A 26,834-nucleotide genomic window follows, 5' to 3' on the forward strand; every position below is an offset into this window, starting at 1 on the left:
CAATCGCGGATCGTTACAAATTTGCGTCCATCGATTCAGGTCCTGCTGTGCGCGCCCAATCTGGCCCCACGCGATAGCGCGAGGGAAGGGCTTCTTTTACGGTAGCGTCCCGGTAAATGCGACCGTGCCTGTTTGGTGGGCAAGTCGTTGAAAGGCACTCCTGGAGCCGCTTCGCAAGGTTTTGCAGGCGGTTGTCCACAACGATGTCCACGCCGGCCGTGGACAATGCCGCGCGCAATGGCCGATGCGCATTGCCAACGAAAAAAGCCCGCACGCGGCGAGCTTCCTTGTTCAGATTGGTCGTGGGCACTTACGCGGCCCACGTTACGGCACATTCACATGCAGGAGTCACCTATAGTTTTTCTCGTCGTGGTGGCTCTTGTCCGACGTGCCGCCGTGAGATTCGGCGTTGCCTGCGCAGGCACCTCGATGGCTTGCAACGCATCGGGGAACCCGGCATTGTAGCAGAGCGGCGCATCGCCGCATTCTTACGGAGCTCCGCCACCGTACGGGCCGCCGCAGGGCTCTGACAATCTTGTCGTCGATCTCCAGCGGCAGTTACAAATTTGCCACTTCCATGCACCCTTAAGTGTTCATTTGCCCCATCGGCGACAGGCGATGCGGGCGGGTACGCGAGTTGCTGTCCAGTTCGCATGATTTGACGTCCTGTACTTCAAGTCTTCTGAACGCGGCCCCAAAGGTTCGTGCCCTTGTGCATCGGCTCGCGCCGACCGGGGGAGATGGCTGGCTCCTCCTTTCGGATGAGCGACGCCGAATATCTTGGGATTTGCCATCAATAGTCATAAGAATGGCCGTCGGTCGCTCGATGGAGCGCGGCGTGGATAAGACATTGCAGGTAATGAAGACAACGGAACTGCTCGACATAGAGCAAGCGCTACAACTCATTGAACATGTTCTGCTCAGGAGTGGTGACGACGGGGAATACCTGGTGCCCCGTCCAGGCAAGGGCCATGCCGCTGCAGCAGGGCAAAGTCTCGTGCAACAGCGCCTTGCGACGCGCAAGTCGCTGATGGCTGCCAGGACCCTGTTGAGCGTCGCCGTCACGCTCATGGATGAACCCGGCCAGTTGTCCGGCAAGGAGACGACTCTCCAGATGAAGGCTGGGATCGAGAAGCTGAAAGTCGCTGCGCGAGGGGCGTACGAGGCTGGGCATCTGCTCGTTGGCGTGAAGAGGGAATCCACGTGATCACAAGTCGGCGGATCGACCTGCTGCGCCGCAGGCGACTCCTGGGTTGGGGCGCGTCTTCGCTGGTGGCGGCCGGTCTTGCGGCGTGCGGTGGAGGTGGCGGGGGGCAGTCCTCCGATCCGGCGGCCGGCGCAGCACCTCCCTCGGCCGACAACCCCACGGGCGGCCCCGTGAAGGAGGACCCGGTGCCCGGTGCGAAGAGTGCCAAGCGCGGCATCGCCTACGACCTGGCCACCCCGGAAGACCTGGCCGTGCTCGCGCCGGGCGTCAGCTGGTGGTATGCCTGGGGCCTGCGCCCCAATGCCGGCGTGCCTGCCGACTTCCGCACGCGCTACGGCATGGATTTCCATCCGATGCTCTGGAACGGCAACTTCGATACCGCCGAGGTCGTGGCCTACCTGCAGGCCCATCCGGACATCAGGCACCTGCTGCTGCTCAACGAACCCAATCTCACGGACCAGGCCAATCTCACGCCCGCGCAAGCGGCGGCGCTGTGGCCGCGCTACGAGGCCATCGCCGATCGCACCGGCGTGAAGCTGGTCGGGCCGGCCATCACCTGGGGCACCATGCCGGGCTTCGCCGATCCGGTGGTGTGGCTCGATGCCTTCCATGCCGAGTACCGCGCGGCGAACGGCAACCGCGATCCGCGGATCGACCACCTGGCCTTCCACTGGTACGACTACGGGCTGGGCGCGCAGCTCGATCGCCTGAAGAAGTACGGCAAGCCGGTCTGGGTCACCGAGTTCGCCAACTGGCACAGCCAGGCGGACGGCGCGCAGATCGACACGGTGGCCAGGCAGAAGGCGCAGATGAGCGACATGGTCGCCACCTGCGAAGGGCGCAGCGACGTGTTCCGCTATGCCTGGTTCACCGGCCGCTGGGCCTCGGACCCGCATCACACGAGCCTGCTCGCTGCCCGCGGCGAGTTGACGGAGCTCGGCCGTCACTACCTGACGTTGCCCTTTGCAGGCTAGCCGCCTGCGGATCGCTTCTGCGGTCCGCACGCTGGCACGCACATCGACATATCTGTGCGCGGCGAGCGCTGCCAAGCATCAAGTTTGTTGGGTGATCTGACAAATCTGTCGCACTTCGGCGTCTTGCGGCCCGTTTCCAGCATGGCACGAAGGCTGCACCAGGGCATGCCACGCGCGACACCGTCGCCGCAGGACAAAAGAAAGAAGGAAATCCCATCGTGAACATGAAGAACATGGACGCCGCCCTGGCGGCCGCCCTGGTGGTCGCTGCGGCCGCGCTGAGTGCCTGCGGCGGCGGCTCGGGCAGTTCGACAGGCGGCGGCGCGGGGCCCTCGCAAGGTACGCCGCCGGCGACGACGCCCGTGGACGAGGAGCCGCGCAACATCGGCACCGACGTCGACGCACCCAACCCCGTGCCGCCGTCGCCCCCGCTGCCACCCACGCAGTCCACGTCGCCGAACCCCAACCTGGGCATCACGACCTACTACCCGCTGTATGCGCCAGCCACACCGGTGACCGAGCAGATCCAGTACCGCGAAGCGGACGGCACGCTGGTCACGCTGATGGGCATGCGCCCGACCGAGCGGCATGCGCGCGAGCGCGGCGAGGACTGGACGGCCGCCGACCAGGGGCCGGGGCGCTATCTCACCTTTCCCTCGGCCTACTTCCAGAACCGCACCTACGGCATCGAGATCCGCGACCACGTGCCGGCGGGCAAGCAGCTCATCGAGATGGTGCTGATCGTCAACGACGGCACCTTCGACGGCACCACCTTCAGCCTGTTTCGCAACAGCAACGACGAAGGCGTGCGCGACTACGGCTGGTCGCTCAACACCGGCTTCAACAACCCCAAGCTGGGCGGCAAGCCGGTGTGCATGGCGGGCAGCCGCGATTGCAAGATCGACTTCGATTCCTACTGGGACGTGCCCAAGGGCCAGCCGCACCGCGCGCTCAAGATGGGCGACGTGATCGAGCTGTCGCCCGCCCAGCGCCTGGAGCGCTACGGCGACGGCATGCATGCCGGCGAGCCGGTTTCCGACAGCCTGCGTGGCAAGGCGGTGGTGGACGGCGCCGGCAGCCGCTACTACTCCTTCGAGCAGCTCTACATCGTGGGGCAGGGCCTGGCGCCCTGGTATGGCGTCGCGCCGCGGCTCAACTCCGCGCCGCTGCCCGACGCGACACTGCTCGGCGGCCTCACCAGCCTGTCGTACAACTACTCGGAAGAGCCGATGCGGGTGTTCCAGCAGATGGCCAACAACATCGGCATCGTGAACTCCAAGCGCTTCGTGCAGGGCCGGCGGCTGTTCCACACCTCCTTCCTGAACGGCAAGCACTCCGAGCATCCGGACGACAACCCGGTGTTCTCGGCGCACGTGAACCAGCTGGGCCCGCGCTACAACCAGGAGCGCTGCATCGCCTGCCACACGCTCAATGGCCGAAGCGTCTTCCCGGGCATCGGCGCGCGCCTGGACTCGATGGCCGTGCTGACTGCAGCGGCTTCTTCCACCGGTGCCATTCCCGTGCCCGACTCGACCTACGGCCTGAACGTGCAGCAGCGCAGCCGCGACGCCGGCGCCACCGACCTGTCGGTGAGCGTGCAGTCCTTCGACACCACGGTCTACACCCTGCCCGACGGCGAGAAGGTCGAGCTGCAGAAGCCCGTGTACGGCTTCAAGGGCCCGGTGCCCGCCAGGTACTCAGTGCGCCAGGCGGCGCAGATCGTCGGCATGGGCCTGATCGAGGCCATCGACGAGACCACCATCCTCGACCTCGCCGATCCGACCGACAGGAATGGGGATGGCGTGCGAGGCGTGCCGAACTGGGTCAGCAACCCGGAGAACGGCAAGATGCACCTCGGCCGCTACGGCTGGAAGGCCGCCAAGGCCACGCTGCGCCAGCAGATCGGCGATGCGCTCCTCAAGGACATGAGCGTGACCAGCCCGGTGTTCCCCAGCCGCGGCTGCCAGCGCCTGGACCCGGACTGCCACAACACCGTCGGCGGCACATCGATCTCCGAGTCGGAACTGGAGCGGCTGTCGGACTACCTGTCGCTGCTGGCCGTGCCGGCGCAGCGCAGCCTGCGCAGCGGCTTCCCGGCCGACACGCGCGTCTCGCCCGAGCACAACTTGAACCCGGACCAGATCAACCGCGGCAGCGCGCTGTTCGCACAGGCGCAATGCGTGGCCTGCCACACGCCGCAGATGAAGACGGGCACCAAGCATCCCTTCGCGGAACTGCGCAACCAGACCATCCGGCCCTATTCCAACTTCCTGCTGCACGACATGGGCGCGGGCCTGAGCGACACGCTGGCCGAAGGCAAGGCCACCGAGAGCATGTGGCGCACGGCGCCGCTGTGGGGCCTGGGTTCGCTGAAGTACGTGCAGGGCAGCGATCAGAACGTGCGTTATCTGCACGACGGCCGGGCTCGCACGCTGAAGGAAGCCATCCTGTGGCACGGCGGCGAGGCCACGACCAGCCGCGTCAGCTTCGGCGCGATGTCGAAGGAGGACCGCGAAGCCATGATCGCGTTCCTGAGTTCGCTGTGAGCCGCTGCGGACGGTCGGCCTAGACGATCAGCTTCGGGTCGACCATCCGCACCCGGTGGTCCATGTAGTAGCCGCCGTATTCGGTGTAGCGCAGGAACACGCTGTGGCAGCGGCTGCAGGCATGCACGTCGCTGCGGTTGAAGGGGAACCAGCCCAGCGCGATGGGCGCGTCGGGCGATGCGTAGCGCGTGCCCTTCGGGTGGAACTCCTCGAAGGTGGGCTCGTATTCCTCTTCGTCGCGCAGGGTGCCGGCCAGGCGGACGCTTTCGTGCCAGCGCTCGTCGGTGATGCTTTCCCAGGAAGGCACCTGCAGCGGGGCGCAGGTGCAGCCCGCCACCAGGGAGGGGTCCTGGCGGGCGCAAAGTTCACGCAGCTGCTCGGCGTTCAGTCGGGCCATGGGATCGCGAAGGATACAGGCCCTCCCGACTCACTGGATCGGATCGAACTTCAGGTCTGCCAGCGGCACGACCTTCTCGTCGCGCACGATCTTGTACTCGGTGGACGGGCCCAGCCACTTGTCCCACAGCTTGTTGATCTCGCCGGACTTGTCCAGCGCGACCAGGGCGTCGTTGACCTTGCCCAGCAGGGCTGGTTCGTCCTTCTTCATGCCGATGCCGATGGGCTGGAACAGCATCGGGTCCTGGATCATCTTCAGCTCCACCGCGCCGCCGGACTTGGACTGGTTCACCAGCTTGGTGATGGTCATGGTGTTGGCCACCATGCCCACGGCCTTGTTCTGCTGCACGGCCATGTAGGCCGAGCCGGTGTCCTGGAAGGTCACGGGGTCCGAGCCGTTGAGCTTGATGGACTGCTCGGAGGTCGAGCCCTTGGTGGAGGCCACGCGCTTGCCCTTGAAGTCGGCCTTCTTCGTGCCAGGGTCCGAGGCCTTCACCGCCAGCATCTCCTTGGCCAGGTAGTAGGGGTGGCTGAACTGGATCTGCTCGGCGCGGCTCAGGGTGTAGGCCAGGTTGGCGACGGTGATGTCCACGCGGCCCATCTTCACTTCGGGCACGCGGGCCTCGACCGACACGGGTACCACGGCGGCCTTCACGCCCAGTTGCTTGGCAATGGTGTTGCACAGGTCGACGTCGAAGCCGACCATCTCCCGCGTCTTCGGGTCCGGCGCCGCGAAGGGCGGCACGTCGGCGAAGGTGGCACAGCGAAGCTCCTTGCGCTGCTGGATGTCCGCCCACTGGTCGGCCAGGGCGGGAGCACATGCCGCGCCCAAGGCGAGGGTGGCGATGGCGAACCGGAAGGAAGGACGGATCTGCATGCTGGAACTCCTGGGATAGGTCGGGGGATGGAAAAAACTCAATGCGCGCGCAGGTCGCTCAGGAAGCGCTGCGCCCGCGGGTGCTGCGGCTTGCTGAAGAATGTCTGCGGGTCGGCGGTCTCCAGGATGGAGCCGGCGTCCATAAACCACACGCGGTCGGCGACCTCGCGGGCGAAGTTCATCTCGTGGGTGACGCACATCATGGTCATGCCGTCCTGGGCGAGGCTGCGCATCACGGCCAGCACCTCGCCCACCATCTCGGGGTCCAGGGCGCTGGTGGGCTCGTCGAAGAGCATGGCCGGCGGCTCCATGGCCAGCGCGCGCGCAATGGCCACGCGCTGCTGCTGGCCACCCGACAGCTGCGCCGGATAGGACTCCGCCTTGTTGGCCAGGCCCACTCGCTCGAGCAGCGTCATCGCCTTGCCGCGCGCCTCCGATTTGCCCATGGCGCGCAGGCGCTGCGGCGAGAACATGATGTTCTCCAGCACCGACATGTGCGGGAAGAGGTTGAAGCTCTGGAACACGAAGCCGATGCGGCTGCGCAGCTGGTTGAGCTGCTTGCCGGGCATGGGGCCGTTGACCTTGCTGCCGTCGAACTGCAGGTCGCCCGACTGGATCTCCTCCAAGCGGTTCACGGTGCGGATCAGGGTGGACTTGCCCGAGCCCGAGGGCCCGCACACCACCACGACCTCGCCCTTCTTCACCTCGGCGGAGATGTCGACCAGGGCGTGGTAGTCGCCGTACCACTTGTTGACTTGGCTGAAGGAGATCATGGGGTGGTCCTCGTCGAGGCGGCGGCCAGCGGCCGGTCGGTGGGAAGGGGAGAGACGACGGCGGCGGCCTGGGCGCCGGCCACGGCAGGGCGGGCCTTGGCGCCCTGGCGCTTGGTGGCGATGCGGCGTTCGAGCCAGGTCGCCAGCCAGGTCAGGCTCCAGCACAGGATGAAGTACATGACCGCCAGGATGGCGAACACGTGGAAGGGCTTGGTCAGCAGCTGGTTGTTGATCTGATTGGCCGCGAAGGTGAGTTCCGGCACGTTGATCACGTAGCCCAGCGTGGTCTCCTTGATGGTGGAGACGAACTGGCTGAGCATGCTGGGCAGCATGTTGTAGAGCGCCTGCGGCAGGATCACCGCCCACATGGCGCCCAGGTAGCTGTGGCCCAGGGCGCGTGCCGCTTCCATCTGCCCCTTGGGCAGCGCCAGGATGCCGGCGCGGATGATCTCGGCCAGGAAGGCCGACTCGTAGATGACCAGGGTGCACACCATGGTGGTGAAGCCGGTGACGTTGCGCCCGATCAAGAGCGGCACCAGGAAGTACACCCACAGGATGATCATCAGAAGCGGAATGCCGCGCGTGCCGTAGACCAGCGCCGTGGCCGGCCAGTTGAGCAGACGCCAGCGCGAGAGCCGGGCCAGCGCCACCAGGATGCCCGCCGGAAAAGCCAGCACCATCGCCAGCAGCGAGAGGATCAGCGTGCAGGCCAGGCCGCCCAGCGGGCCGTTGGGGTACTGGCCGACCAGCAGCAGCAGCCAGTTGTCGCCGAGGATGTTGAAGATGTCGCTCATCGCTGTTTACCTCGCGGTGGCCAGCGATGCGCGCCGGTCCAGCCAGGCGCCGGCCGCCATGATGAACAGGGAGATCACCAGGTAGACCACGGTGGCGATCAGAAAGACCTCGAAGGTGCGGAAGGTCTGGCTCTCCAGCTCCTTCACCGCGTGGGTCAGCTCGGCAGCGCCGATGGCCATGGCCAGGCTGCTGTTCTTGAACAGCGACACGCTGTGGTTCACCAGCGCCGGGATCGCATTGCGGATGGCCTGCGGCATCAGGACATGGCGCATCGAGCCGACATAGCTGTGGCCCAGGGCGCGCGCCGCTTCGGCCTGGCCGGTGGGCACCGCGCGGAAGCCCGAGCGCAGGTCTTCGCTGAAGTAGGCCGCCTGGCACAGGCCCAGCGAGACGATGGCGAAGAGGGCCTCGGCATGGTGGTCGGCCAGCCAGCCCTGTGCGTTGTCCGGCAGCAGGCTGGCGATGCCGAAGTACCAGAGCATCATCTGCACGAGCGTGGGCACGTTGCGGTGGTAGGACACGTAGGCCGCGACGATGCGCTGGGCGATGCGACTGGACGTGAGGCGCGCGGTGAGAAGCACCAGGGCCAGCGTCATCGCCAGCAGCCAGGAACCGGCCGCAATCACCAGCGTGATCTTCAGGCCGTGGAGGAGCATCTGCCTGAACTCGGGGCTCAGCAGGATCACCATCAGGTTGAAGTCCTTCATGGCAGGCTCCTTTTTGTTGTGGTGCGTCAGGCCTTGGGGTGCTCGGGCCGCGTGGTCGACAAGCCCCCGGGCACCTGCAGGGTGGGCGTGATCTCCATGTGGCCGATGTTCACGGCGATGGGCGCGGCGATGGCGAAGCCGATCGCGTTGGCGATGTCCTCGGCCTGCGGCAGCTCGAAGCCTTCGACGAAGCGCTCGTAGGTCTCCTTGGAGTCGCCATGCACGTGCGCGAAGATGTCCGTGGCCACGCGCCCCGGGCAGATCTCGGTCACGCGCACGCGCTTGCCGAAGGCATCGATGCGCAACTGGCGCGAGAGCATGCTCACCGCCGCCTTGGTCGCGTGGTAGGTGCTGTTGCCGCCGAAGTTGTAGGCAGCAGCGATGGAGCTGATGTTGATGACGTGGCCGCGGTCGCGCGCCACCATGCCCGGCACCACCAGGCGGCACAGGTGCAGCACGGCACGCAGGTTCACGTCCACCAGCAGGTCGATGTCCTCGGGCTCGGCCTTGAGGATGGAACGCGGCTTGTCCACGCCGGCGTTGTTCACCAGCACGTCGAAGGCCACTTCCTTCGTGAGGCGTGTGAGGCCTTGCAGGTCGGTCACGTCCAGCACGTGGGGGATGCAGCCGCTTTCCTCAGCCAGGGCATGCAGGGCGTCCCTGGAGCGGGCGATGGCATGCACCTGCAGGCCTTCGGCGCGCAGGCGCCTGACGACGGCGGCGCCGATGCCCGAGGAGGCGCCGGTGACGAGAGCGGTGGTGTAGTCGGCGAATGGCATGTGGGTGCAGTGCTTGGTGGTTGATTGAAATTTAGCGATCGGCTCGACGCGTGACCAAGACGGAATCGGGCTGTTGAGATAAGGAAGGCTTATTACGGGGGTAACCCTTAGTCCCACTGCTCAGGCGAGGTGGCGCGAGATGGGCACGATGCGACCCCCGGCTGCCTCGATCTCCGAGCGGACCGTGCGGGCGAGCTCGACGGCGCCCGGCGTGTCGCCGTGCACCAGGATCGAGCGCGCTTTCATGGGAATGGTGGCGCCGCCGTAGGTGGTCACGGTGCCCTCCCGCAGCAGCTGGCGCACGCGGGCGAGCACGCTGGCCTCGTCCTTGATGACCGAGTCGGGCAGCTTGCGCGGGACCAGCAGGCCCTGGTCGTCGTAGGCCCTGTCCGCCAGGAAGGTGGTGGCGATCGTCAGGCCATGCCGCGCCGCCGCCTGCTCGATCGCCTGGCTGGAGGAGGAGCTGACGATCAGCTTCGGGTCGAAGCGCGCCACCGCCGCCAGCAGCGGATCGGCCAGCGCGGCGTCGGCCGCAGCCATGTTGCCCAGTGCGCCGTGGAAGCTCATGTGCGTCATGCGGCCGCCGGTTGCGCGCGCCACGCCGGACAGCGCGCCCAGCTGGTAGATCACCATCGCGCAGAGTTCCTCGATCTCCACCTGCATCACGCGCCTGCCGAAGCCCTGCCGGTCGGGGAAGCCCACATGCGCGCCGATGTCGATGCCGCGCTGGCTGGCCGTGCGCACGGTGCGTTCCATGATCAGCGGGTCGCCGGCATGGAAGCCGCAGGCCACGTTGGCGGAGGAGACCAGTTCCAGCAGCGCCTCGTCCTGGCTCATGCGCCAGGGGCCGAAGCCCTCACCCAGGTCGGCGTTCAGGTCGATGTTCATGTCGGAGTCCTCAGGAAGCGAGTTCGACCAGCGGCGTGCCGAAGCCCACCGCCGATTCATGGGTGGAGAGGATGCGGCTCACCACGCCCGCGCGCGGCGCGCCGACCGGAAGCAGCACCAGACCGATGCGAAGCAGCGCCACGGGCTGGCCGGCCGCGACCTGCTGGCCGGGCTTGACCAGCGGCTCGCTGCGCAGCGGGTGGCTGTGCAGGACGATGCCGACGGAGCCGGCGCGCACGACGGTCGCCGAAGTGGGCGCGGTTGCCGGCGCCGAGTCGGCCGCCGCTTCGCGCACTTCGCCGGAGGCCTGTCGGCACAGGCGGATCGATTCGCCGGGCGCGCGCAGCTCCAGCAGGCTGATGTCCGTGGCCTGCAGCCACTCGGTGAGTTGGCGGACCTGTCCGATGCGTGAGGTGGTCATTGCAGTACCTTCGTGCGTCGCACCGCAGTGCGAGCTCGCCTGGCACGGCCCGGCGCGATGTTCATGCGGTCTCCTTCGCGGGGCGGTAGAGCGCCACTTGCCGCGCCGCGTCGTCCAGCCAGGCGCGCAGCTGCTCGATCGCATCGAGCGCCTCGTCCCAGCTGGTCTGCACGAAGCGGATGCGGCTGCCGATGGGCGCCTGGCCCAGGCGCCACAGGTCGGCCTCGATCACGGCGCCGAACTTGGGATAGCCGCCGGTAGGCTGCGCATCGCGCATCTGCACGATGGGCTGGCCGTCGGGCGGCACCTGGATGACGCCGGGCACGATGCCGTGCGAGCGCATCTCCAGCGGCGCGATGACCTGCAGCGCTTCGCCTGCGAGGCGGTAGCCGTAGCGGTCGCTCTGCGGCGTGATCTTCCACTCCTGCTGCCAGAAGGCTTCGCGCGACAGGGGCGTGTAGCAGTCGTACTCCGCCGCCGGCAGCACGCGCACGGCGGGGCAGCCGTCGCGCTCCAGGGGCAGGGCGATCTCGGGGGGCATCAGGCCCATCGCGGCGCCGGCCCGGCCGGCAATGCCGGCGTCCAGCGCCGCGGCCCGCAGCGTGTCGCCGCGCTGCAGCGGCCGGCCCTGCAGGCCGCCGAATGCGCCACGCAACTGGGTGCTGCGCGAATGCAGCACCTGCGGCACGTCGACGCCGCCCGGCAGGCACAGGTAAGCGCGGCTGGTGCGCCGGGGGCCTGGCTTGGGCGTGCCCAGCTGCAGCGTTTGCCCGGCGCGCGCCTGGTGCCCGGACCAGGGCAGCAGCGGCAGACCGTCCAGTCGGGCATCGCAGTCCGCCCCGGTCAGCGCGAAAGCGCAGTCCGCCTGGAAGAGCAGCTTGAAGGGAAAGACCTGCACCTCGACCGCGGCGCAGCCTTCGTCATTGCCCAGCAGCAGGTTGCCCGCGGCCAGCGCGACACCGTCCATGGCGCCTGCGGTGCCGACGCCCCAGCGCAGGCACCCCTGTCGGCCGCGGTCCTGGATGGTGGTGAGGGCGCCCGCGCCCAGGATCTCGATCATCGGATCACCTTTTCCACCTTGAAGCGGATGCTGTCGCCCGGCTGCAGCAGGGCAGGCTCTTCCTGCGAAGGATCGAAGAAGCACATGCGCGTGGTGCCGATGGTGTTCCAGCCACTGGGGCCGGCCGAGGCCGACACGCCGGTCTGGAAACCGCCGATGGACACCGCGCCGCCGGGAATGCTCAGCACCGGCACCTTGCGGCGCGGCGTGGCGATGCGCGCGTCCATGCCGCCCAGGTAGCAGTAGCCGGGATGGCTGCCCAGCGCATACACCGGGTAGACCGGCGCGCTGTGCAGCTCGACGATCTCGTCCACGCTCAGGCCCGAGTGCGCGACCACGTCGGCCATGTGCGGGCCGCCCGCGCCGCCGTAGACCACGGGCAGGTCGATCACGCGGCCCTCGCGCGTCATCGGCGTCACGGATTCCCAGCGTTCGAGGATGCGTTCGCGCAGGCCGGCCAGGTCGCGCGGCGGATCGGCCAGGGCCAGCATCAGGTTGTTCATGCCGGGCACGGCTTCGAGCACTTCCGGCCACTGCTGAGCCTCGTGCGAGAGCGACCAGATGCGCTGCTGCGTGGCCAGCGTCATCTCGCGGCCGGGGGCCTCGAAGAGCACGGCGGTGGTGCCCAGCAGGCTGAAGGCGGGGGCATCGTGGTTCATGCGGCGGCCCTTTCCTTGAGCCAGCGCTCCAGGTAGTGGATGTCCACGCCGCCATCGACGAAGCCTTCGTCGGCCGCCAGTTCGCGGTGCAGGGGCAGGTTGGTGGCGATGCCCTCCACCCGCATCTCGTCCAGCGCCACGCGCAGGCGGGTGAGGGCGTCCGCGCGGCTGGCGCCGTGCACGATCAGCTTGGCCACCATCGAGTCGTAGTAGGGCGGCACGCGGTAGCCGGCGCGGGCGTGCGAGTCCACGCGAACGCCCCAGCCGCCCGGCACGTTCCAGTCGGTGATCTGGCCCGGCGAGGGCCGGAAGGTGCGCGGGTCTTCCGCGTTGATGCGGCACTCGAAGGCATGGCCCTGGCAGGCGATGTCGGCCTGCGTGAAGGGCAGGGCCTCGCCGCGCGCCACACGGATCTGCTGCTGCACGATGTCGATGGCCGAGGTCAGCTCGGTCACCGGGTGCTCCACCTGCAGCCGCGTGTTCATCTCGATGAAATAGAAGGCCTCGTTCTCGTAGAGGAACTCGAAGGTGCCCACGCCGCTGTAGCCGATGCGCCTGCAGGCCTGCGCGCAGCTGTCGCCCACCTGGGCCAGCAGTTCCTGCGGGATGCCGGGGGCAGGCGCTTCCTCGATCACCTTCTGGTGGCGCCGCTGCAGCGAGCAGTCGCGCGAGCCCAGCCACACGGCGTTGCCGTGGCGGTCGGCCAGCACCTGGATCTCCACGTGGCGCGGGTGCAGAAGGAACTTCTCGATGTAGACCTCGGGGTTGCCGAAGGCGCGACCCGCTTCCTCGCGCGTGACCGCCAAGGCCGGCAGCAGCTCGGCCTCGTCGTTCACCACGCGCATGCCGCGCCCGCCGCCGCCGCCCGCCGCCTTCACGATGACCGGGTAGCCGATCTCGCGGGCGAGGCGGCGCACCTGCGCCGGGTCCTCGGGCAGCGAGGTATCGGGCCCCGGGACGCAGGGCACGCCGGAAGCGCGCATCGCGCGCTTGGCCGACACCTTGTCCCCCATCACGCGAATGCAGGCCGAACTCGGGCCGATGAAGGTCAGGCCCGCCTGCTCCACGCGCTCGACGAAGCCGGCGTTCTCCGACAGGAAGCCGTAGCCGGGGTGGATGGCCTGCGCGCCGCTCACCGCGGCCGCCGCCAGGATGGCCGGCTGGTTCAGGTAGCTCTGTCCCGGCGCGGCCGGGCCGATGCACAGGGCCTGGTCGGCCAGCGCCAGGTAGGGCGCGTCCTTGTCGGCCTCGGAATGGACCATGACCACGCGCAGCCCCAGGCCGCGGCAGGCGCGCAGCACGCGCAGGGCGATCTCGCCGCGGTTGGCGATGAGGACGGTGTCAAACATGCTGCACCTGCTCGATGGTGAAGAGGGCCTGCCCCGCCTCGACCTCGGTGCCGCTGGTGGCGCGGACGGCGGCGATGCGGCCGGCACGCTCGGCGCGCACTTCGTTGAAGACCTTCATCGCCTCGATGGAGCACAGGAGCTGGCCCACCTCGACGACGTCGCCGACCTTGACGAAGGGCGGCTCGCCCGGCGCCTGCTGCAGGTGCAGCACGCCGAACATCGGCGCCTGGAGTTCCTCGGGGCCGGCTGCGGCGGGCTCGGAAGGCATCGCCGGAGTTGCTTGCGCGGGGCTTGCCGTGGCAGGCGCGGCGGCACGCGGTGCGGAGCGCGGCACGCCGCCGGTGTTGCGGGCAAGCCGCAGCGTCCAGCCGCCGTGCTCGACTTCCATCTCGTTCAGGTCTGATGCCGCCATGGCATCGATGAAGACCTTGATCTGCTGCGCGTCCATGGCGGGCCTTTTCAACGCTTCAGGTGCGGCACTCGGGCACGGGCGAGGGCAGGGGCTGCCCGTCGAAATGCGCCCGCAGGTTGGCGGCCGTCAGGTCGGCCATGGCCTGGCGGGTGCTGTGCGTGGCGCTGCCGATGTGCGGCGACAGCAGCACGTTGGGCAGGCGGCGCAGCTGCTCGGGCACGTCGGGCTCGGACTCGAACACGTCCAGCGCGGCACCGGCGATGGCCTTCTGCTCCAGCGCCTCGACGAGCGCGGCCTGGTCGACCACCGAGCCGCGCGCCACGTTCACCAGGATGCCCTTGGGGCCCAGGGCCTGCAGCACCTCGCGGTTGACCAGGTGGCGGGTGGCGTTGCCGCCCGGTGTGATGACCACCAGGTAGTCGCTCTGCGCCGCCAGCGCGGCCGCATCCGGGTAGTGTGTATAGGGCAGTTCGGCGCGCGCATGGCGTGCCGTGTAGGCCACCTGCATGCCGAAGGCTTCCGCGCGCCGGGCGATGCCCTGGCCGATGCGGCCGATGCCCACCAGGCCCAGGCGTGCGCCGGACATCTTTCGGCCCAGCGCCAGGGCGCCATGCTGCCAGGCGCCCGAGCGCACGTGTGCGTCGGCCTGCACCAGCTGGCGCGAGATGCCCAGCATCAATGCCAGCGCCAGGTCGGCCACGTCGTCGTTCAGCACGTCGGGCGTGTGCGTCACCGGGATGCCGCGGTCCTTGGCGGCGGCCACGTCCACGCCGTCATAGCCCACGCCCATGATCGAGACGATCTCCAGCGCCGGCAGTTGCGTGATGAGCTCGGCGCTCACCCGCGACTCGCCGCCGCCGCAGATGGCGCGGATGCGCGGCGCGACGGCCGGGTCCAGCGGTAGCTCGTGCACCTGGAAGCGCTCCTGCAGTTGCGGCGCCAGGAGGGGCGAGGGCCTGGCCACCGCCAGCAAGTCGATCTTGGTCATGGCGTGCGCTGCTTCAGTTGATGGCGCGGGCCTCGAGCCCGGCGACGAAGGAACGGTCCCAGCGGCCCTGGAGAATCTCGGCCATCTGCTCTTCCTCCTTCTTCTGCTGCGCCAGCGCCTTGTCGATGATCGCGCCGGCCTCGCTGGCGGGGAAGGCCAGCAGGCCGTCCTGGTCGCCGACGATGATGTCGCCCGGCTCCACCACCATGCCGCCGATGCACACCGGCACGTTGATCTCGCCGGGGCCGTTCTTGTAGGGTCCGCGGTGGTTGGCACCACGGGCGTACACCGGGAACTCGCGCTCGCGGATCTCGGCGATGTCTCGGATCGCGCCTTCGATCACCACGCCGGTCAGGCCCAGCATGGCTGCGCCGGCGGTCATGATGCCGCCCACCACGGCGTTGGTCAGGTCGCCGCCGGCGTCCACCACCAGCACGTCACCAGGACGGCAGTAGTCGAAGGCACGCAGCGTCGTGAGGTTGTCGCCACCGCGGGTGCGCACGGTGACTGCCGTGCCCACCATGGTGAACTTGCCCGGCTTGTGGAAGGGCAGCAGGCCGACGCTGCCGGTGCCGCGGTGCAGGCTGTCGCTCAGCAGCGGCAGGGCGATGGTGCGCAGCAGTTCGAGGTGCTTGGGATCGGCCTGCGTCGACGAATCGCGGCGGCGGGCTCCGAATTGGGTCATGGCGTGTCCTTGTGCGGAATCGGGTGGACGGCAGGGTTGCCGGTATGGACAGCGTAGGCATCGCCACCCCCGCGCACAAAGACAGATTGCCTATTCCAAGATAAGAAGCGCTTATGGAAGGCCGCGCGCGGCGGCCTTCTTCGCTCCCGGAGCGAGGGCCGGCCCCCTCAATGCGCCCAGCGCAGAAGCGCCAGGGCCAGGGCGGCGATGAACGCCGTCTCTCCCACCATGAGCACCACCGGCTTGAGTCCCACGTCCATCAGTTCTCGCAATTGCGTCTTCATCCCGATGCCGGCCATGGCTGCCACGAGGAACCAACCCGAGAGATCGCTGCCGCCGGTGGCGAGGGCCTTCGGCAGCCAGCCGGTGCTGTTGATCGCCACCAGCGCGGCGAATGCGACCGCGAACCACGGCAGCAGCGCCGGAGGAGAAGCGCCGACGGCCCTGCCGGTCGTGCGGACGAACATCGCGGCGAAGAGGATCACCGGCAGCAGCGCCGACACTCGCATCAGCTTGACCAGCGTGGCAGTGTCGCCGGTGGCTTGCGACATGCCATAGCCCGCGCCCACCACCTGCGCCACGTCGTGAATGGTGGCTCCGAGGAAGACGCCGGCCGCGTGCTCGTCCATGCCGAGGGCGCGCGCGATCATGGGGTAGGCGATCATGGTCAAGGTCGACAGCGCCGACACGCCCACCACGGTGAACAGCGTCGCGCGCTCCTTCAGCGGATGGGGTGGCAGCGCCGCGGCCAGCGCCAGTGCGGCCGAGGCGCCGCAGATCGCGGTGGCGCCGCCGCTGAGCAGGCCGAACAAAACGCTGAATCCCATCAGCCGCGCCACCACCATCGACACCCCGATGGTCAGCACCAGCGACACCGCCACCACCAGCACCGGATGCCAGCCCAGCGCCATCACCTGGGCGGCAGTGATGCGCAGCCCGAGCAGCGCCACGCCCCAGCGCAGCACATGGCGCGCGGTGAACTCGATGCCGGGCTTGCATGGCCCGTCGGCGGAAAGGAAGTTCATCGCCATCCCGAGGACGAGCGCGAACAGCATCACCGGTGCGCCGTAGTGTTGCGACAGGAAGGTCGCCGCGGCAGCGACCACCGCGCAGGCGAGGGTGCCGGGAAAGAGCGCGCGGCCACGGGCCGGCCACGCGTCGATGGAGAGGGCGGTCATGGGCGTGTGCATGACGAAGCTCAGGGCACGAGCACGGTGGCGCCGGTGGTCTTGCGGCCCTCGAGCGCGCGGTGCGCTTCGGCCGCATCTGCGAGCGCGAAGCTCTGCTGCGGCTCGCTCACGATGCGCCCGGCCAGCACATGGCCGAACAGCTCCTCGGCCATGGCGAGCATGTGCGCGCGCGGGTGGATGTAGTGCGCCATCGCCGGCCGCGTGAGCCAGATCGAGCCCTTGGTGGCCAGCTCCCGGGTGTCGATCACCACCGGGCCCGAAGAGGTGCCATTGCTCACCAGCGCGCCGCGCGGCTGCAGGGAGTCGAGCGAAGCCTGCAGCGTGTCCTTGCCGACCGAGTCGTAGACCACAGGCACGCCTTTTCCGTCGGTGATTTCGCGCACGCGCCGGGCGATGTCCTCGCGCGAGGTCACGATGGTGTGGGTGCATCCGTTGGCCCGCGCGATCGCGGCCTTCTCGTCGGTGCTGACGGTGCCGATCATCGTGACGCCGAGGGCGCGCGCCCACTGGCAGGCGATCAGGCCCACGCCGCCGGCAGCCGCGTGGTAGAGGATGGTCTCGCCGCCCTGCAACGGGAAGACCTGCCGGAACAGGTACTGCGCCGTCATGCCTTTCATCATGAGCGTGGCGGCGGTGCGGTCGGAGATGCCATCGGGCAGCGGGATCAGCACGTCGGCAGGCATCACGCGCGCCCGGCTGTACGCGCCTTGCGGCCCGATGAGGTAGCCCACGCGGTCGCCCACGTGGATGTCGGTGACACCGGGACCCACGGCCTCGACCACACCGACCGCATCGGAGCCGAGTCCGCTGGGCAAGGCCAGCGGATAGCGGCCCGTGCGGAAGTAGACGTCGATGAAGTTGACGGCGATGAGGCTGTGGCGCAGGCGGACCTCGCCGGGGCCGGGGTCGCGGAGCTCGACGTGTTCGAGCTTCAGGACGTCGGCGTTGCCTGTCTCGTGGAAGCGGATGGCCTGATTCATTCTGGGTTTCCTGACCTGTCTGGATAACGGATGGGGAGGATTCTTGCGGCGTGCCGCAGCAACAGGAAGCGTCGGCGCGGCGATGTCCCGGATCGACAAATCCATGCCCCAGATAAGCAAGAACCGAGAGCGCGGTCCGCCAGATACTGGCGCCACAGGCTCCGAGGCCTGCATGACAAATACCGGAGACAAGAAATGAAGAAACTGCACTTCGCACGCGCCGCCATCGCGCTGGTCGCAGGCTCGCTGGCCCTGAGCGCCTGGGCCTTCGGCGAGAAGCCTGTGAGGCTCGTGGTGCCTGCGCCGCCAGGCGGAACCATGGACATCGTCGCGCGCGTCGTCGGACAGCAGATGGCGCTGGACATCGGCCGGCCCGTGATCGTCGAGAACCGTCCCGGTGCCGGCGGCTCGATCGGCCTGCAGGCCATGCTGCAGGCGCCGCCCGATGGCAACACCATCGTGATGGCGGCAAGCAACGTGCTGGCTGAGACGCCGCAGGTGGTGAAGATGCCCTTCGATCCGCTCAAGGACGTGGTGCCCATCGCGGCGGTGGCGCGCTCGGGCGTGGTGCTCGTGACGGCGGCCGGCTACCCGGCCAAGGACTTCCAGGGCCTGGTCGCCGAGCTGAAGACGCGCAAGGGCAAATCCAGCTTCGCCAGCTACAGCCCCGGCACCGTGTCGCAGTACGCCGGCCTGATCCTGAGCGACCGAGCCGGCCTGGACATGCAGCACGTTGGCTATGCCGGCTCCCCGCCGGCGCTGCAGGACTTGCTCGGTGGGCAGGTCGACATCATGTTCGACGGCATGCTGACCTCGATGCCGCTGATCAAGGCCGGCAAGCTGCGTGCCTATGCCTTCAGCGGCAAGACCCGCTCGCGCTACCTGCCCGACGTGCCCACGACGACCGAACTGGGCTATCCGGACCTCCAGTTCCGCGGATGGGTCGGCTTCATCGGCTCGAGCAAGCTGCCGGCCGATGTGCTCGCGAAGCTGCACGCCACGATCGAAAAGGCGGCGCAGGCCCCCGCGGTGCAGCAGAAGTTGACCGAAGTGGGCCTGGAGCCCGAACTCAGCATCGACACGCCCGCGCTGCTCAGCGAGACCCGGGCCATGTTCGAGCACAACGCCGCCATCGTCAGGAAGTTCCGCATCCAGGCGAACTGACCGGCCCCCGTCATTCCACCGGAGACCCTCTCATGAACATCAGACCCATCACGCCCTCGCTGGGGGCGGAAGTCTCGGACGTCCACCTCGGCGAAGCCTCCCGCGACCCTGACCGTTTTGCGCAGGTCCGCGCCGCGCTGCTCAAGCACAAGGTGCTGTTCTTTCGCGGGCAGGACATCACGCGTGCCGAACACGTCGCCTTCGCACGTTGCCTGGGCGAGCTCGAAGACCACCCGGTGGCCGGTAGCGACCCCGAGAATCCGGGCCTGGTCCGCATCTACCGAAGCGACAACAAGCACAGCTACGAGAACACCTACCACTGCGACGGCCTGTGGCGCCCCAGGCCCGCGATGGGCGCGGTACTGCGCTGCATCGAGTGCCCCGAGATCGGCGGCGACACCATCTGGGTCAACATGGTTCAGGCGCACGATGAACTGCCCGACGAGATCAAGCACAAGATCGCCAACCTGCGCGCCAAGGCCAGCATCGAGCATTCCTTCGGTGCGGTGATGCCGCTCGAGGCCCGCATCAAGCTGGGCCAGGACCACCCGCCGGTGGAACACCCGGTGGTGCGCACGCACCCGGAGACCGGCGAGAAGGTGCTCTATGTCGGCAGCTTCACCACGCACTTCGCGAACTACAGCACGCCCGAGAACGTGCGGCACGGCATCGACAAGACGCCGGGCGCGGCGCTGCTGCTGAACTACCTGCTCAGCCGGGCCACCATCCCCGAGTACCAGGTGCGCTGGTCCTGGCAGCCAGGCGACGTGGTCGTCTGGGACAACCGCAGCACGCAGCACTACGCGTTGAACGACTACTGGCCCGCGCCGCGCAAGATGGAACGGGCCGGCATCGTCGGCGACGTGCCTTACTGACTGGCACCGCCGAATTCGACACCCACTCACCCATCTGGAGACACAACGCCATGAACTTCCTCGACGGCCACCTGTTCCCCGAGAACCAGCAGCCCCTGATCATCACTGCCGCCCCCTACGCGCCGGGCTGGCTTCCTTCGGACTTCCCGGAAGAGATTCCGGTCACGATGGCGCAGCAGATCCAGAAGGCGGTGGATTGCTACAACGCGGGCGCGACCGTGCTGCACCTGCACGTGCGCGAGCTCGACGGCAAAGGAAGCAAGCGACTGTCGAAGTTCAACGAGCTGATCGCGGGCGTGCGCAGGGCGGTGCCGGAAATGATCATCCAGGTCGGGGGCTCGATCTCCTTCGCGCCGGAGAGCGAAGGCGCGGCCGCCAAGTGGCTGTCGGACGACACCCGCCACATGCTCGCGGAGCTCGAGCCCACGCCCGACCAGGTGACGGTGACCGTCAACACCTCGCAGATGAACGTGACGGAGCATGCCGAGCTGGCCGACTTCAAGGGCACCTCGCGCGAGATTCCCGCCATCTTCGATGCCTACAAGGAAATGACGGTTCCTGCACAACCCGGCTGGGTCGAGGAACACATCCGCCGCCTCAGCAAGGCGGGCATCCAGAGTGCGTTCCAGTGCTACAACATCAACAGCTTCGAATCGGTCGAGAGGCTGATGCGCCGCGGCGTCTACAAGGGGCCGCTGGTGCTGAACTGGGTGGCGATCAGCGGCGGCATGGACGCGCCCAACATCTACAACCTCGCCAACTTCGTGCGCGCCGTGCCCGATGGTGCGGTGCTCACGGTGGAAAGCTCGGTGCGCAACGTGCTGCCGGTGAACATGATGGGCATCGCCATGGGCTTGCATGTGCGCTGCGGCACCGAGGACGTGCTCTGGAACCAGACGCGCTCGGCCAAGATCGGCACCGTGGCGCAGATCGAGCAGCTGGTGCACATCTCGCGCGAATTCGGCCGCCCGATCGCGACGGCGCAGCAGGCGCGCGAGATCTCGAAGATCGGCGTCTTCTACGGCACGGCGGAGGAATCGCTGCAGGCCAACGGATTCGCGCCCAATCGCAACGGGGCCAACCAGGGGTTCCTGCGAAAGGCGGCCTGACTCCTCGTGGAGACCATGGCGCACGCCATGCGATTCGAAGAAGTCGGTCAGAAGGTGCCGACAGGGTCCTGAGTCGCGGTGCCGACGGCGTGTCGACTCCACTGCGACGGAGTGCAGCCGAATTGCTTGCGAAACCAGTGGCTCAGGCTGCTGGGCCCCGAGAAGCCAAGCAGTTCGGCGACCTCGCCCAGAGGCAAGTCGCTGTCGCGCAAGTGGCGCTTGGCCAGGTCGGAGCGCACCTGGTCGAGCAGTCCGCTGAAGGTGAGCCCTTCGGCGTCGAGCCGGCGGTGAAGGGTCCGGCGGTCGATGCGCAGGTGCCGTGCCACCTCCTGCGCAGTGCACCCGCCCCCGGACAGCAAGGCCAGGATGAGTTCGCGGCAGGTTTCGCGCATGCTCTCGCCGCGGTCCCTCAAGGCCGCATCCAGGTATTCCCGTGCGAAGCGCGTCGCGCCCTCGTCCCCGGCCGTGCGCGGCTTGCGGAGGTCGGCTGCGACGCAGACCAGGCCGTTGAAGTCCTGGTTGAACTTGACGCTGCGGTTGAAGAAAGCCCTGTGTGCCGACACGTCCGCGGGTGGCCTGTGCGTGAAGCAGACCTGCAGCGGTCGCCAGTTCGGGTCGATCAACTCGCGCAGGATGCGGAACATGATGCCGACGGCGAGCTCCATCGACTGGCGCATCGGCAGGCCGGGGCTGGGAAGCAGGTCTTCCCGGAGGATGATCATGTCGCCCGCGTCTTCCAGCCGGAAGATCAGCGAGGCGTTGACCAGCTTCAGATAGCGGCCCAGTGTGTCCAGCGCGGCAAGGGGCGTGGGCTCTTCCCTCAGCACGACGCTGATCGGACCCAGCGCGGAGAGCCTGCGGTGCGCGGCGAGGCGCAATGCGAAATCCTCCGTGCGCGTGGCGCGTGCGGTGATCTCGAGGAGTTCGCGCACGGCATCGCCGGGAATCAGCGTCTCGGGATTCTCGAGCAGCCTGGCCTGCAATCCCACGGTCCGGATGAAGGCGTTGGGGTCCCGGCCCAGTGACTGCACCAGTTCCACGTAGCCGCTCAGGCTGGCGCTGCGGATGAGTCGACCGACGTGCTTCATGGGTGGTTTGGACGGCGCTTCGGCTTGTCAGGCAGTGCCAAGGCCCATTGCGCCTGACCCTGAAGGCTGTTCACCGGCGGCGGAATGCAGCCTCTGCATGGCCAACCCATGCGTCGCAAATGCATCAGGCGGGCTCGCCGCTGGGCTGCGCGGCAGGCCGCGCCTTGGGCTCGGGGAAGCTCCCCGGGATCTCCGCCACCAGTTCCAGCAGGATCTCCTTCACCGCCTGCGCTGGTTCCGTCAGCGGCAGGTGGTCGGACTGGCACAGCGCCAGCGGCGCCTCGATGGCCGGCTCGACGATGCGCGACTGCCAGGCCTCGCACTCGACCACCAGCTCGCGTGCCAGGGACGCAGGTGCGATGGTGGCGCCCAGGCTCTCGCCGATCACGGCCGCCAGGGTGGTGGCCGATTCGATCTCCGCCACCACGCGGATCGAGAGACCTGCGGCGGTGGCGGCCTCGTCCACCAGGCGGCGCACCACGTTGTAGCTGCGCGGCAGGTACAGCTCGTACTGCACCAGGGTGCTCAGCTCCACCGTCTCCGCTGGTGCCGGCATGGTGCCGGGGCCCACCAGGTACAGGGGCTCGCGCAGCAGCGGCACGAAGAGCAGGCCATGGACGGCGTTGCGCCCGCCGTAGAGCACGCCCAGGTCCATGCGGCCGCTCATGATGAGTTCCGACAGCGTGGTGCCGTAGTTCTCGTTGAGGTAGGGCACGATGCCCGGGTGCCGTGCGCGCAGGATGCGCAGCAGCGGCATGGCCAGCGTGGCGGCCAGGGTGCCGGGCGCCAGGCCGATGGACACGGAGCCCGACAGGCCCCGGCTGGCCGCCTGCATGTCCACCACCGCCTGGTCGCACTGGCGCAGGATGAGCTGGGCATGTCGGTAGAGCGTCTTGCCGGCCTCGGTGGGCGTCACGCCCTTCTTGGCCCGCAGCAGCAGCTGCTGGCCGACCTCGCCTTCGAGCGTGGCCAGCTGCTGGCTGAGTGCGGGCTGGGCGATGTGCAGCAGGTCGGCCGCCTGGGTGAGGCTGCCCACGTCCACGATCTTCACGAAGTACTTCAGCCGGCGCAGGTTCATGGGCGCGATTCTCCATCCATAAGAAAAGCCTATCAAGGCAGAGCAAAGGCGTCTTGGCCTTTCCGGCCGCGGCGCCCTACCTTTACGGTCGTCACACCCGCAAGGACACCCATGTTCACACCGCAGCTCGCCACCCGTCTTCGTCGCATCAAGCCTTCGCCCAGCACCTCCGCCGCCGACCGCGCCAACGAGCTGCGGCGCCAGGGCAAGTCCATCGTCAACCTGGTGGTGGGCGAGCCGGACTTCGACACGCCGCTGCACATCCGCGAGGCCGCCGCCGCCGCGATGAACAAGGGCCAGACGCGCTACACGCTGATGGCGGGCACCGTGGACCTGCGCCAGGCCATCGTCGCCAAGCTGCAGCGCGAGAACGGCCTCAGCTATGGCATGGACGAGGTCATCGCCACCAGTGGTGCCAAGAGCGCCATCTACAGCGCACTGGCCATCACCATCGAGGCGGGCGACGAGGTCATCATCCCGGCGCCGTACTGGGTGTCGTATCCGGACATGGTGCTGGCCTGCGACGGCACGCCGGTCACCGTGGCCTGCCCCGAGTCGAACGACTTCAAGCTCACGCCAGCGCAGCTGGAAGGGGTCATCACCGAGCGCACGCGCTGGCTGCTGCTCAATTCGCCCAGCAACCCGACCGGCGCGAGCTACACCGAGGCCGAGTACCGCGCACTTGCCGAGGTGCTGGACCGCCATCCCCAGGTGATGGTGATGACCGACGACATCTACGAGCACATCCGCTTCGACGGCGAGCGCACGCCGCACCTGCTGCATGCCGCGCCGCAGCTGCGCGAGCGCACGCTGGCCATCAACGGCGTGTCCAAGACCTACGCCATGACCGGCTGGCGCATCGGCTGGATCGCCGCCCCGCGCGAATTCATCAATGCGCTGGACACGCTGCTGTCGCAGTCCACCGGCAACTGCTGCTCGGTGAGCCAGGCGGCGGCGGTGGCGGCGCTCAATGGCGACCAGGGCTTCGTGGCCGAGAGCGTGGCCGTCTACAAGCAGCGCCGCGACATGATGGTGCAGGCCATCAACGCCATTCCCGGCCTGAGCGCCCGTACGCCCGAAGCTGCTTTCTACGTGTACGTGAACTGCGCCGGCCTCATCGGCCGCACCACGCCCCAGGGCAGCCGGCTGGTCAACGATACTGATGTCGTGATGTACCTGCTGGAAAGCGAGGGCGTGGCGCTGGTGGCCGGTACGGCCTACGGCCTGTCGCCGTATTTCCGCCTGTCCATCGCAACCTCGATCGACATACTGGAAGAGGGCGCACGCCGCATCGCGCGCGCGGTCGCCGCCCTGGACTGAAGAAGGATTCCCATGAGCAAGCTGGTGGTGATGGGCGTGGCAGGCTGCGGAAAGTCGGTGCTGGCGCAGCGGCTGGCGCAGGCGCTGGACTGCCCCATGCTCGAGGGCGACGACTTCCACCCGCCGGCCAGCAAGGAAAAGATGCGCGCCGGCATTGCGCTGGACGACACGGACCGCGGCCCCTGGCTGGACCGGCTGGGTCAGATGCTGGCGGACAGCGAGGGCTCGATCGTCCTGTCCTGCTCGGCGCTCAAGCGGCGCTACCGCGACCAGTTGCGCGCCGCCGTGCCCGATCTGCGCTTCGTCTACGTCGAGATCGACGTGCAGACGGCCGCCCGGCGCGTGGGGGCTCGCTCCGGCCACATGTTTCCCATCAGCCTGGTCACCTCGCAGTTCGCGACCCTCGAATCGCCGGTGGGCGAGGCGGGCGTGTGCGCCGTTTCCGCGTTGCAGACCACCGAAGCGCAGGCCGACACCGTGGCCGCGTGGCTGGCCTCGGCCGGCGTGCAAGTTTCTTCCTGAGGCAAGGAGCCTGAATTGAAAGCAGTCCTGGAGAGTTTCAACCTGGCCGGGCGCACGGCGCTGGTGACGGGTTCGAGCGCCGGCATCGGCCTGGCGCTGGCGCGCGGCCTGGCTGGTGCGGGTGCGCAGCTGGTGCTCAACGCGCGCAACGTCGACAAGCTGCAGCAGGCGGCCGAGGCGCTGCGCGCCGAGGGCGCGACAGTGCACGTGGCGGCCTTCGACGTCACCGACAAGGCCGCCGTCACGCAGGCCATCGAGAAGATCGAGCGCGAGATCGGGCCCATCGGCATCCTGGTGAACAACGCCGGCATGCAGCGCCGCGCGCCGCTGGAGGACTTCGACGAGGCCGAGTGGCACACGCTGATGAAGACCAACGTCGACAGCGTCTTCTTCGTCGGGCAGGCCGTGGCCCGCCACATGATCGGCCGCAAGCGCGGAAAGATCATCAACATCTGCTCGGTGCAGAGCGAGCTGGGCCGCCCCAACATCGCGCCCTACACCGCCAGCAAGGGCGCGGTGAAGATGCTCACCAAGGGCATGGCCATCGACTGGGGCCAGCACGGCATCCAGGTCAACGGCCTGGGCCCGGGCTACTTCAAGACCGAACTCACGCAGGCGCTGGTGGACAACCAGGAGTTCAGCGGCTGGCTGATCGGCCGCACGCCCTCGCGCCGCTGGGGCGATGTCGAGGACCTGGTGGGCGCGGCCGTCTTCCTGGCCAGCGACGCCTCCAATTTCGTCAACGGCCACATCCTCTATGTCGATGGCGGCGTCACCGCCACGCTCTGAAATCCTCCCCATGAAAGCACTCGTCATCCACGCTCCCGGCGACCTTCGCGTCGAGGAAGTCCCCACCCCCGAGACCCTGCCCACCCAACTGCTGGTGCGCGTGCGCTGCGGCGGCATCTGCGGCTCGGACCTGCACTACTACCAGCATGGCGGCTTCGGCACCGTGCGCATCCAGGAGCCCATGATCCTGGGGCACGAGGTGGCCGGCGTCATCGAGGCGGTGGGCAGCGAACTGGCCGGCTTCACGGCCGGGCAGCGCGTGGCCGTCAGCCCCAGCCGCCCCTGCGGGCGCTGCCGCTACTGCCAGCAGGGCCTGCAGAACCATTGCCTGGACATGCGCTACTACGGCAGCGCCATGCGCGTGCCGCACGTGCAGGGCGCTTTCCGCCAGGAGATCGTGGTGGAGCCGGAACAGGCGCACCTGCTGGCCGACAGCGTCAGCGATGCCGAGGGCGCGTTGGCCGAGCCCTTGTCGGTGGCGCTGCATGCCGTGCGGCGCGCCGGCCCGCTGGTGGGCAAGAACGTGCTGGTCACCGGCTCGGGGCCCATCGGCGCCTTGCTGGTGATCGCGGCGCGTCACGCCGGCGCCACGCACATCGTGGTGACCGACGTGAGCGATGCGCCGCTGCGAAGCGCCCGCAAGGTGGGTGCCGACGAGACCATCAACGTGGTGACGAACCCGCAAGAGCTTGCTCGCTTCGAAGCCGACAAGGGCTTCTTCGACGTGCTCTTCGAGGCCAGCGGCAACGAGCGGGCGCTGACTGGTGCCTTTGCCGTGCTGCGTCCGCGCAGCGTGATCGTTCAGGTGGGATTGGGCGGCGGGACCATGAACCTGCCGATCAACACCATCGTGGCCAAGGAGTTCGACCTGCGCGGTGCCTTCCGCTTCCACGAGGAATTCGCCACCGCCGTGGCGCTGCTGAATAAGGGACTGGTGGACGTGAAGCCGCTGATCTCGGCCACCTTGCCGTACCGTGATGCCGGCCGCGCCTTCGCGCTGGCCGCCGACCGCTCGCAGGCCATGAAGGTGGTCTTGAGCTTCGAATAATCAGATCATCCCTGGGAGGTTCTCATGTTGATTGGCGTGTCTGCCGAGACCACGGCGGGTGAGACCCGTGTGGCCGTCACCCCCGAGACGGCCAAGAAGCTCGTTGCCTTGGGGCATACGGTGCGCGTTCAATCCGGCGCGGGCATCACCGCTGC

Annotated in this window: 28 protein-coding genes and 1 pseudogene; 11 read left to right on the forward strand and 18 right to left on the reverse strand. The window is 68.2% G+C overall.

The window, feature by feature from the left end:
- Nucleotides 1-808 precede the first annotated feature (808 nt).
- From BM345_RS02565 to BM345_RS02575, 3 genes are all read left to right on the forward strand, one after another.
- Nucleotides 809-1,207, forward strand: coding sequence for a hypothetical protein (locus BM345_RS02565; RefSeq protein ID WP_093375160.1), 399 nt, complete (start codon nt 809-811; stop codon nt 1,205-1,207).
- Nucleotides 1,204-2,181, forward strand: a complete 978-nt coding sequence (locus BM345_RS02570) for a glycosyl hydrolase (RefSeq protein ID WP_254789453.1) — start codon at nt 1,204-1,206, stop codon at nt 2,179-2,181. Before BM345_RS02565 ends, BM345_RS02570 begins: the two co-directional genes overlap by 4 nt.
- Before the next feature lie 224 nt (nt 2,182-2,405).
- Nucleotides 2,406-4,727: a di-heme oxidoreductase family protein gene (locus BM345_RS02575; RefSeq protein ID WP_093375314.1), complete on the forward strand. Its 2,322-nt coding sequence runs from the start codon at nt 2,406-2,408 to the stop codon at nt 4,725-4,727.
- 19 nt (nt 4,728-4,746) lie between these two features.
- Here the strand turns inward: BM345_RS02575 and BM345_RS02580 are convergent, their stop codons facing one another.
- The 16 genes from BM345_RS02580 to BM345_RS02655 form a co-directional block, all read right to left on the reverse strand.
- The gene (locus BM345_RS02580; protein WP_093375162.1) at nt 4,747-5,124 is read right to left on the reverse strand and encodes a hypothetical protein; all 378 of its coding nucleotides are present in this window, start codon (nt 5,122-5,124) and stop codon (nt 4,747-4,749) included.
- Between the two features lie 30 nt (nt 5,125-5,154).
- Complete coding sequence (locus BM345_RS02585; protein ID WP_093375164.1) at nt 5,155-6,000, reverse strand: ABC transporter substrate-binding protein; 846 nt, start codon at nt 5,998-6,000, stop codon at nt 5,155-5,157.
- 38 nt (nt 6,001-6,038) lie between these two features.
- On the reverse strand, nt 6,039-6,773 hold the full coding sequence (locus tag BM345_RS02590; RefSeq protein ID WP_093375166.1) for an amino acid ABC transporter ATP-binding protein: 735 nt from the start codon (nt 6,771-6,773) through the stop codon (nt 6,039-6,041).
- The gene (locus BM345_RS02595) at nt 6,770-7,567 is read right to left on the reverse strand and encodes an amino acid ABC transporter permease (protein WP_093375168.1); all 798 of its coding nucleotides are present in this window, start codon (nt 7,565-7,567) and stop codon (nt 6,770-6,772) included. Before BM345_RS02595 ends, BM345_RS02590 begins: the two co-directional genes overlap by 4 nt.
- Before the next feature lie 6 nt (nt 7,568-7,573).
- Nucleotides 7,574-8,275, reverse strand: coding sequence for an amino acid ABC transporter permease (locus BM345_RS02600; protein WP_093375170.1), 702 nt, complete (start codon nt 8,273-8,275; stop codon nt 7,574-7,576).
- A 26-nt stretch (nt 8,276-8,301) separates the two neighbouring features.
- The gene (locus BM345_RS02605; protein ID WP_093375172.1) at nt 8,302-9,054 is read right to left on the reverse strand and encodes an SDR family oxidoreductase; all 753 of its coding nucleotides are present in this window, start codon (nt 9,052-9,054) and stop codon (nt 8,302-8,304) included.
- Nucleotides 9,055-9,174: 120 nt separating this feature from the next.
- Complete coding sequence (pxpA, locus tag BM345_RS02610; protein ID WP_093375174.1) at nt 9,175-9,942, reverse strand: LamB/YcsF family protein; 768 nt, start codon at nt 9,940-9,942, stop codon at nt 9,175-9,177.
- Nucleotides 9,943-9,952: 10 nt separating this feature from the next.
- On the reverse strand, nt 9,953-10,363 hold the full coding sequence (locus tag BM345_RS02615; protein WP_093375176.1) for an acetyl-CoA carboxylase biotin carboxyl carrier protein: 411 nt from the start codon (nt 10,361-10,363) through the stop codon (nt 9,953-9,955).
- Nucleotides 10,364-10,424: 61 nt separating this feature from the next.
- Nucleotides 10,425-11,423 (reverse strand): 5-oxoprolinase subunit C family protein, encoded by a 999-nt coding sequence (locus BM345_RS02620; RefSeq protein ID WP_093375178.1) that lies wholly within the window; start codon nt 11,421-11,423, stop codon nt 10,425-10,427.
- Nucleotides 11,420-12,082 (reverse strand): 5-oxoprolinase subunit PxpB, encoded by a 663-nt coding sequence (pxpB, locus tag BM345_RS02625; RefSeq protein ID WP_093375180.1) that lies wholly within the window; start codon nt 12,080-12,082, stop codon nt 11,420-11,422. The genes BM345_RS02620 and pxpB overlap by 4 nt, the downstream gene beginning before the upstream one ends.
- Complete coding sequence (accC, locus tag BM345_RS02630; RefSeq protein WP_093375182.1) at nt 12,079-13,431, reverse strand: acetyl-CoA carboxylase biotin carboxylase subunit; 1,353 nt, start codon at nt 13,429-13,431, stop codon at nt 12,079-12,081. Before accC ends, pxpB begins: the two co-directional genes overlap by 4 nt.
- Nucleotides 13,424-13,879 carry an acetyl-CoA carboxylase biotin carboxyl carrier protein gene (locus BM345_RS02635; RefSeq protein ID WP_093375184.1) on the reverse strand — a complete coding sequence of 152 codons (456 nt, stop codon included), beginning with the start codon at nt 13,877-13,879 and terminating at the stop codon, nt 13,424-13,426. Before BM345_RS02635 ends, accC begins: the two co-directional genes overlap by 8 nt.
- Nucleotides 13,880-13,898: 19 nt before the next feature.
- Entirely contained in the window at nt 13,899-14,831 is a 933-nt protein-coding gene (locus BM345_RS02640; RefSeq protein ID WP_093375186.1) for a 2-hydroxyacid dehydrogenase, read from the reverse strand.
- Nucleotides 14,832-14,844: 13 nt separating this feature from the next.
- The gene (locus tag BM345_RS02645) at nt 14,845-15,516 is read right to left on the reverse strand and encodes an RraA family protein (RefSeq protein ID WP_093375188.1); all 672 of its coding nucleotides are present in this window, start codon (nt 15,514-15,516) and stop codon (nt 14,845-14,847) included.
- A gap of 167 nt (nt 15,517-15,683) precedes the next feature.
- Nucleotides 15,684-16,694, reverse strand: a complete 1,011-nt coding sequence (locus tag BM345_RS02650) for a YeiH family protein (RefSeq protein WP_093375315.1) — start codon at nt 16,692-16,694, stop codon at nt 15,684-15,686.
- Nucleotides 16,695-16,714: 20 nt separating this feature from the next.
- Nucleotides 16,715-17,686, reverse strand: a complete 972-nt coding sequence (locus tag BM345_RS02655) for a quinone oxidoreductase family protein (RefSeq protein WP_093375190.1) — start codon at nt 17,684-17,686, stop codon at nt 16,715-16,717.
- Between the two features lie 195 nt (nt 17,687-17,881).
- Between BM345_RS02655 and BM345_RS02660 the strand changes: the two genes are divergently transcribed.
- The 3 genes from BM345_RS02660 to BM345_RS02670 are packed head-to-tail and all read left to right on the forward strand — an operon-like array spanning nt 17,882 to nt 20,834.
- Nucleotides 17,882-18,850, forward strand: a complete 969-nt coding sequence (locus tag BM345_RS02660) for a Bug family tripartite tricarboxylate transporter substrate binding protein (protein ID WP_093375192.1) — start codon at nt 17,882-17,884, stop codon at nt 18,848-18,850.
- A gap of 32 nt (nt 18,851-18,882) precedes the next feature.
- Nucleotides 18,883-19,725 (forward strand): TauD/TfdA dioxygenase family protein, encoded by an 843-nt coding sequence (locus BM345_RS02665; protein ID WP_093375194.1) that lies wholly within the window; start codon nt 18,883-18,885, stop codon nt 19,723-19,725.
- Nucleotides 19,726-19,775: 50 nt separating this feature from the next.
- The gene (locus BM345_RS02670; RefSeq protein ID WP_093375196.1) at nt 19,776-20,834 is read left to right on the forward strand and encodes a beta-keto acid cleavage family enzyme; all 1,059 of its coding nucleotides are present in this window, start codon (nt 19,776-19,778) and stop codon (nt 20,832-20,834) included.
- Nucleotides 20,835-20,881: 47 nt separating this feature from the next.
- Here BM345_RS02670 and BM345_RS02675 read toward each other — a convergent pair whose 3' ends face one another.
- Together BM345_RS02675 and nac are read right to left on the reverse strand one after the other, a co-directional pair.
- Nucleotides 20,882-21,922 (reverse strand): AraC family transcriptional regulator, encoded by a 1,041-nt coding sequence (locus tag BM345_RS02675; protein ID WP_093375198.1) that lies wholly within the window; start codon nt 21,920-21,922, stop codon nt 20,882-20,884.
- Between the two features lie 124 nt (nt 21,923-22,046).
- Nucleotides 22,047-23,000: a nitrogen assimilation transcriptional regulator NAC gene (nac, locus tag BM345_RS02680; RefSeq protein WP_093375200.1), complete on the reverse strand. Its 954-nt coding sequence runs from the start codon at nt 22,998-23,000 to the stop codon at nt 22,047-22,049.
- Nucleotides 23,001-23,111: 111 nt separating this feature from the next.
- Here nac and BM345_RS02685 point away from each other — a divergent pair, with 111 nt between their 5' ends.
- The 5 genes and pseudogenes from BM345_RS02685 to BM345_RS02705 form a co-directional block, all read left to right on the forward strand.
- A complete protein-coding gene (locus tag BM345_RS02685; RefSeq protein WP_093375202.1) occupies nt 23,112-24,320 on the forward strand; it encodes an aspartate transaminase in 1,209 nt (402 codons plus the stop codon).
- A 12-nt stretch (nt 24,321-24,332) separates the two neighbouring features.
- A complete protein-coding gene (locus BM345_RS02690; RefSeq protein ID WP_254789456.1) occupies nt 24,333-24,842 on the forward strand; it encodes a gluconokinase in 510 nt (169 codons plus the stop codon).
- A 15-nt stretch (nt 24,843-24,857) separates the two neighbouring features.
- On the forward strand, nt 24,858-25,631 hold the full coding sequence (locus tag BM345_RS02695; protein WP_093375204.1) for a glucose 1-dehydrogenase: 774 nt from the start codon (nt 24,858-24,860) through the stop codon (nt 25,629-25,631).
- A 10-nt stretch (nt 25,632-25,641) separates the two neighbouring features.
- A complete protein-coding gene (locus tag BM345_RS02700; RefSeq protein ID WP_093375206.1) occupies nt 25,642-26,679 on the forward strand; it encodes an L-idonate 5-dehydrogenase in 1,038 nt (345 codons plus the stop codon).
- A gap of 24 nt (nt 26,680-26,703) precedes the next feature.
- Nucleotides 26,704-26,834, forward strand: a pseudogene (locus BM345_RS02705) (NAD(P)(+) transhydrogenase (Re/Si-specific) subunit alpha); the annotation flags it as partial.

Source organism: Variovorax sp. OV329 (genome assembly GCF_900114785.1).
In the GTDB taxonomy this organism is placed as follows: Bacteria; Pseudomonadota; Gammaproteobacteria; order Burkholderiales; family Burkholderiaceae_C; genus Variovorax.